This is a genomic window from Nonomuraea sp. NPDC050691, assembly GCF_040654455.1.
Taxonomy (GTDB): domain Bacteria; phylum Actinomycetota; class Actinomycetes; order Streptosporangiales; family Streptosporangiaceae; genus Nonomuraea.
This window is the reverse complement of record NZ_JBFAIA010000294.1, coordinates 1-5,753: the sequence shown is the minus strand read 5'-3', so window position 1 is coordinate 5,753 and position 5,753 is coordinate 1. Positions and strand designations below refer to the sequence as shown.

The 5,753-nt window shown below is 73.3% G+C and carries 7 protein-coding genes and 1 pseudogene; 4 read left to right on the top strand and 4 right to left on the bottom strand.

What is annotated here, in order from left to right:
• Nucleotides 1-380, bottom strand: a pseudogene (locus AB0H81_RS43550) (hypothetical protein); the annotation flags it as partial.
• 426 nt (nt 381-806) lie between these two features.
• On the bottom strand, nt 807-989 hold the full coding sequence (locus tag AB0H81_RS43545; protein ID WP_358388005.1) for a hypothetical protein: 183 nt from the start codon (nt 987-989) through the stop codon (nt 807-809).
• Between the two features lie 116 nt (nt 990-1,105).
• On the opposite strand from AB0H81_RS43545, the gene AB0H81_RS43540 reads away from it, so the two are divergent.
• Nucleotides 1,106-1,888 carry an SURF1 family protein gene (locus tag AB0H81_RS43540; RefSeq protein WP_358388003.1) on the top strand — a complete coding sequence of 261 codons (783 nt, stop codon included), beginning with the start codon at nt 1,106-1,108 and terminating at the stop codon, nt 1,886-1,888.
• A 4-nt stretch (nt 1,889-1,892) separates the two neighbouring features.
• Nucleotides 1,893-2,204, top strand: a complete 312-nt coding sequence (locus AB0H81_RS43535) for a DUF3817 domain-containing protein (protein ID WP_358388000.1) — start codon at nt 1,893-1,895, stop codon at nt 2,202-2,204.
• A gap of 30 nt (nt 2,205-2,234) precedes the next feature.
• Here AB0H81_RS43535 and AB0H81_RS43530 read toward each other — a convergent pair whose 3' ends face one another.
• Nucleotides 2,235-2,429: a hypothetical protein gene (locus AB0H81_RS43530; RefSeq protein ID WP_358387998.1), complete on the bottom strand. Its 195-nt coding sequence runs from the start codon at nt 2,427-2,429 to the stop codon at nt 2,235-2,237.
• A gap of 104 nt (nt 2,430-2,533) precedes the next feature.
• Nucleotides 2,534-3,211: a serine/threonine-protein kinase gene (locus AB0H81_RS43525; protein ID WP_358387995.1), complete on the bottom strand. Its 678-nt coding sequence runs from the start codon at nt 3,209-3,211 to the stop codon at nt 2,534-2,536.
• Between the two features lie 163 nt (nt 3,212-3,374).
• On the opposite strand from AB0H81_RS43525, the gene AB0H81_RS43520 reads away from it, so the two are divergent.
• Nucleotides 3,375-4,058 carry a response regulator transcription factor gene (locus AB0H81_RS43520; RefSeq protein WP_358387992.1) on the top strand — a complete coding sequence of 228 codons (684 nt, stop codon included), beginning with the start codon at nt 3,375-3,377 and terminating at the stop codon, nt 4,056-4,058.
• Nucleotides 4,055-5,722: a HAMP domain-containing sensor histidine kinase gene (locus tag AB0H81_RS43515; RefSeq protein WP_358387990.1), complete on the top strand. Its 1,668-nt coding sequence runs from the start codon at nt 4,055-4,057 to the stop codon at nt 5,720-5,722. Before AB0H81_RS43520 ends, AB0H81_RS43515 begins: the two co-directional genes overlap by 4 nt.
• Nucleotides 5,723-5,753 lie beyond the last annotated feature (31 nt).

The window sequence follows — 5,753 nt, the reverse complement described above, 5'->3', positions numbered from 1 at the left end:
CCATCGCGGTAGACGCGCACCGACGACGGGGCGGCAGGCAGCTGACGCGACCAGACGACGGTCAGCACGATGCCGCCCGCCAGATGCAGGCGCCCGTCCCTGAGCCGGAAACCACGCCGGCTGTAGTTCAAGCTCGGACGGGCCAGGTCCTTCTTCTTGAACCGGGGCATCCCCGCCCGCCGCTTGACCGACAGCCGGTCCTTGATGTCCTGCAAAGCCTTGGCGCGGGAGCGAGCGAAGTCACGGATGATCTGCTGCTGCGGCACCGACGCCCCGCCGGCCAGCCACCCATGCTCGGACCGCCAGCCGGTCAACAGCTTGTCCAGCCGCGCCGGACCACACTTCAGCATTGCTTGGTGCGCGGCGCGGGAGGTGGCCACGCACTGGTTCCACACCCAGCGGCACCGATCCCACTCCGCCAGCAACCCGGCACGCGCACCCGAGGACGGGCGCAGCCGGTAGGTGTACCGGACACACCCGCCATCCCTGCCCGCAGCCGCTGCCGCCGTCACGATCGCCAACCTACACAGCAGCCCCGACAGATTTCCCCGCGTTCCCACATCACGCGGTCACCGCGATCCGGACGTCGAATCGCCCTGGCGGCGGTTCATCTTTCCTGACCCTGCTGAGAGGAGTGCGATTCCTCGCAACCTGAGGCCGGGGCATCCTCGGAGCAACATCTGTGAAACTCGCAAAACCGACTGGTCGGTATGGCGCATCCGGACAAAACGCGGCCGGGCGCGCGAAAAACGCCGATGGCCGTCGTCGTCGGCCGGCCGTCGGCGCCGTGCGGGAAGCCCGCCGGGCTAGCGCAGGACCAGGAAGGCGGCGATGCCGATGACGAGGATGGCCGCGACCACCGCGATAATCGGGACAAGGGGGGACTTCTTGGGCGCGGCGGCGGCCTCCTGCTCGGAGCGCTGCGCGAAGGCGCGGAACTGCTGCGTGGTGCCCGCCGGGTCGACGGGCTGCTGGTGCTGCTCAGACATGGGCAGCAGCCTAGCGGGATCACCTGTCGCATTTTGCGCCTTTTACGCGATCGGCTGACCCGGTCGGCGGGCAGGCTGGATGCGAGACCGGTCCCATCGCCGGATAGCGTTGAAGCATGCTGAGGACCGTGCTCTCGCCCCGCATGCTGGGGCTCCACCTGTTGACGGTGGTGGTCCTCGTGGCGTTCATCCTGCTCGGCCGCTGGCAGCTCGGAGTGTTCCAGGAGTCCGGCAAGCCGCGCGCGGCGGCCGACCCGGCGCCCGTCGCCGTCACCGCGCTCGCCCCGGTGGGCGCGCAGATGGACGGCATGTCGGTCGGGCGGCGCGTCACCGTGAGCGGCGTCTACGACCCCTCGGGCCAGCTCCTCGTCGTCGACCGGCAGCCCGACGTGGACGCGCCCGGCGGCAAGGTCTCCCACGACCAGGGCTTCTGGGTGCTGACCCCGCTCCGCCTCGGCGACGGCACCCTGGTCCCGGTCGTACGCGGCTGGACGGCCAAGGCCGACGCGCCCGCGCTGGCCGTCCCGTCCGGCGAGGTCACCGTCGCGGGCCGGCTCCGGCCGTCGCAGGGCACCGACAGCGTGCAGCGCCGCTCGGACGAGCTGCCCCGGGGGCAGGTCCAGACCGTGTCCACCGGCCAGCTCGTCAACCTGTGGAGCGGCGGCAGGATCCGTGACGGCTACGTCGTCGCCGAACCGCCGTCGGGCGCGCTGGCCCAGGTCAAGGTCGCGCCGCCGGTCGTCGGCGGCACCCTCACCTGGCGCAACCTCGCCTACGCCGCCAACTGGTGGATCTTCGCCGGGTTCGCCGTGTTCATGTGGTTCCACTTCGTCCGCGACGCCATGCGTACGGACCGGGAACACCGCAAGAAGTCCCCTGAGATGGTTCTGGAAGGTTGAAACGGTGGAATCGGCTCTGAAGCCCTTCCGGGTGCTCGCCTACTGCGTCGGCGTGATGCTGCTCGTCCTGTGCGTGGCCATGGTGCTGAGGTACGGCTTCGGCATCGAGGGCATCTCGAGGTTCGTGGCGCCCGTCCACGGCTTCCTCTACATGATCTACCTGGTCGCGGTCATGAACCTGGGCATGAAGGCCCGGTGGGGCTGGCCGTACATGCTGGGGATCATGCTGGGCGGCACCGTGCCGTTCCTGTCGTTCTTCGTGGAGCGGCGCGTCACCCAGCGGGTGCACGCGCAGACGGCGGCGGCAGGGGCCTGACCCCCGCCGCCGTGCGCGCCTCGCTGGGAATCAGTGGCCGATGCCGCGCCTGCGGGCACGCTTGAGCCGCTCCCGCTGCGACGGGTCGAGCATCAGGTATCCGACCACCGGTGCGCCCACCACGCCGAGGATGACCAGCAGGGTGATCCAGCCGGTCCCGAAAATGATCAGGGAGAGCAGGACGGCGGCGCCGGCGCCGATGGCGTACTTCTGGACTGGCGACATCCTCAACATCCTCCGAACGCGGAGCGCGCGCCCCGCCTCTTCCACATTCTGCGTCGCCGGTCCAACGAGTGGGGGCGCGCCGGGGTTCCGAATCGCGATGTATCTCAAATCGTAGGCGCATCGTGCTGAGGGGAACGGTCCAGAGCCAGCCGGCCGAGCGTCCCGGCCACCAGCTCGACCGGCGGCGGACCGGCCGGGTCGAGCATCGCGCGGATCAGCGACCGCAGCGGGTCGGCGCCCGGGGCAGGGGACGCGCCCGGCGGCCTGCCCTCGACGGCGAAGTGCAGCGTGGCCGCCAGCGACCACAGGTCGGCCGAGGGCCGCAGCTCCGGCTGCGGCAGCCCGAACCCCGTGAGCAGCGCCCGGCCCGTCGGCGTGAGCAGCACGTTGCCCGGATCGACCCGGCCGTGCACGATCCCCGCCGCGTGCGCCGCCGACAGCGCCTCCAGTACGCACACTCCGACCCGGGCGGCCTGCGTCGCGGGAAGGGGGCCGCGCGCCCGCACGGTGCGCTCCAGCGACGCCCCCGAGACGAACTCCATGACCACCCAGACGGCGTCGTCCTCGGCCACCACGTCGGCGACCGGCACGAGGGAGCCGTGCCGCAGGGCGGCGAGGCGGCGCGCGTCACCGACGGCCCGCTCCAGCAGCCCCGCCGGCGGGCGCAGCTCCCGGACGACGACGTCGCGGTGCGCCGGCTCGTCGAAGGCCAGCCGGGCACCGCCCCCGCCGAGGGGGTTCAGCAGCCGGTAGCGTCCCGCGAGCTTCGTGGTCTCTCCCATGCCGGATCTCCCCCGTCCAGGTGGACGATAGTCGCCCGGCGGCGGCCCCGGCCATCATCCCGGCGAGCCGGGCATGAACACCTCGCGACGGCCGGTCGGTCTGCACCGGATGTGCACGTTTCAGTGAGTGCCGTCTGCACCGGGCACTCCTAGGCTTTCGTCCGTGGCAGAGCGGCGACAGGTCCTCCTGGTGGAGGACGACGAGACGATCGCGCGGGCGGTCCGCGACCGGCTGGCGGCCGAGGGCTTCGAGGTGCGTGTGGCGGGGGACGGCGAGGCGGCCCTGGCCGAGTACGGCCGGGCCGAGCCCGAGCTGGTGATCCTCGACCGGCTGCTGCCGGGGCTCGACGGGCTGGAGGTGTGCCGCAGGATGCAGGCGGCCCGCCCCGTGCCGGTCCTCATGCTGACCGCGCTCGGCGAGGAGACCGACGTGCTGGTCGGGCTCGGCGTGGGGGCCGACGACTACCTCACCAAGCCGTTCAGCATGCGTGAGCTGGTCGCGCGGATCCACGCGCTGCTGCGCCGGGTCGAGCGCGCCACCCAGCTCGCCGCCGAGGACACGGTCATCCGCGTCGGCGAGGTCGAGATCGACACGGCAGCGCGCCGGGTGTTCGTGCGCGGCACGGAGGCGCAGCTCACCAGGACCGAGTTCGACCTGTTACGGCGGCTGGCCGAGCGGCCGGGGCAGGTCTTCGAGCGCGACCGGCTGCTGTCGGACGTGTGGGGCTTCTCCGAGGCCGCCGCCACCCGGACCGTGGACAGCCACGTGCGGGCGCTGCGCCGCAAGCTCGGCTCCGACGTGGTGCGCACCGTCCACGGCGTCGGGTACGCGCTGGTGCGCCGATGAGGCCGCTCGACTTCCTCGGCCGGATCAAGGTCAAGCTCGGCATCGTGATCGTGCTGGCCGTCGGCACCGCGTTCGTGGTGAACGAGGTCGGCATCAATTCCGGCCTGTCCCGCGAGGTGCGCATCGCCGTGGCCGTGGCGCTCGCGCTCATCATGGTGCAGGTGCTGGCGATGGGCATGACCAGGCCGCTGCGCGAGATGGCCCGCGCCGCCCAGACCGTCGCGAAGGGCCGCTACGACCTGCGCGTGCGCGCCACCTCCCGCGACGAGGTGGGCGAGCTGGCCAGGGCCTTCAACGCCATGGCGGCCGACCTCGGCGAGGTGGACCGGCAGCGCCGGGAGCTGGTCGCCAACGTCAGCCACGAGCTGCGCACGCCCATCACCGCCCTGCGCGCCGTCCTGGAGAACGTCGTGGACGGCGTCTCGGCGGCCGACCCCGGCACCATGAGCACCGCCCTGGCGCAGACCGAGCGGCTCGGGCGGCTCGTGGCCCAGCTCCTCGACCTGTCGCGGCTGGATTCCGGCGCCCGTCTCATCGAGTCCGAGCCGGTCGAGCTGGCGCCGCTGCTCGAACAGGCCGTGCGGGAGGCGGAGCTGGCCCGCGAGGACGTCCGGATCGTCGCGCGGGCACCCGGCGGGCTCGTCGTGCGCGCCGACCCCGACCTGCTGGCCCAGGTGCTGGCCAACCTCCTCGACAACGCCGTGCGGCACAGCCCGCCCGGCGGCGTGGTGACGGTCGCGGGGACCGCCGAGGGGAACGGGGCGCGGCTCACGGTCGCGGACCAGGGGCCGGGCATCCCGGCGTCGGCCCGGTCGCGGGTGTTCGAGCGGTTCTCACGCCTGGACACGGCGCGCGCCGCCGACGCCGGCGGCGCCGGGCTGGGGCTGGCCATCGTCAAGGAGATCGTCGAGCTGCACGGGGGCGGCATCCGCATCGGGGACGGCGCGGGGTGCCGCATGATCATCGACCTGCCGTCGAGGCCGGAGAGGAACATGATGGGAGACAGACGGGGCGCCACACCGCCGCCGGACCGGGAGCAGGCCACGGCCGCCCGCCCGGTCTCGGGGGACGCGGTCTCGACGAAGGGCGGGGGCCCGGCCGCCGAGGGCGTCCCCCGCCCGGGGCTGGTGGAGGAGGCCGCCGCGCCCGTCCGCGAGGAGGGGAACGGGGAGCCGGGTGCGCCGTCCGAGGGGGCGGTGCCGGTGCCGGTCGCGGAGGCCGGGACCGGCGCGCCGGAGCCCGTCCACGCCGCGCCGCCCTCAACGGAGACGCCAGCGCCCTCGTACACGCCCGCACCCGCTTACACACCGGCACCCGCTTACACACCCGCACCCGCGTACGCGTACGGGCCCGCCACCGCTGCCCCGTACGCGGCCGCGCCCGCCCCAGGGCCGGCGGAGAGGCTGGTGCGGCTGGCCGCGGGGACCGTCCTCGGCCTGATCGCCGGGTTCGTGGCCGGTCTGGTCGGGGCGGTGTTCGTCAGCTTCACCGTGGGCGGCGGGCTCGCCCTGATCACGCTGGTGCTGTGCACGCTGCTGGCCGGAGCGCTGGGCGCCATCATGGGCGCGTCCCCCCGCCGCCCGCTCGCCCGGCCCCTCCCGGCCGCCCACCCCTCCCCGGCCGCATGCCGCCCTTGGTGCCCAGGTCACCAGGGACGATCTTGAACGCGTAGAACGGCGGCAGCCACAGCGGCGC

Coding starts and splice junctions, on each gene's coding strand:
- AB0H81_RS43515 (WP_358387990.1), top strand. CDS start 4,055: ATGAGGCCGCTCGACTTCCTCGGCCGGATCAAGGTCAAGCTCGGCATC.
- AB0H81_RS43545 (WP_358388005.1), bottom strand. CDS start 989: ATGTCTGAGCAGCACCAGCAGCCCGTCGACCCGGCGGGCACCACGCAG.
- AB0H81_RS43530 (WP_358387998.1), bottom strand. CDS start 2,429: ATGTCGCCAGTCCAGAAGTACGCCATCGGCGCCGGCGCCGCCGTCCTG.
- AB0H81_RS43525 (WP_358387995.1), bottom strand. CDS start 3,211: ATGGGAGAGACCACGAAGCTCGCGGGACGCTACCGGCTGCTGAACCCC.
- AB0H81_RS43540 (WP_358388003.1), top strand. CDS start 1,106: ATGCTGAGGACCGTGCTCTCGCCCCGCATGCTGGGGCTCCACCTGTTG.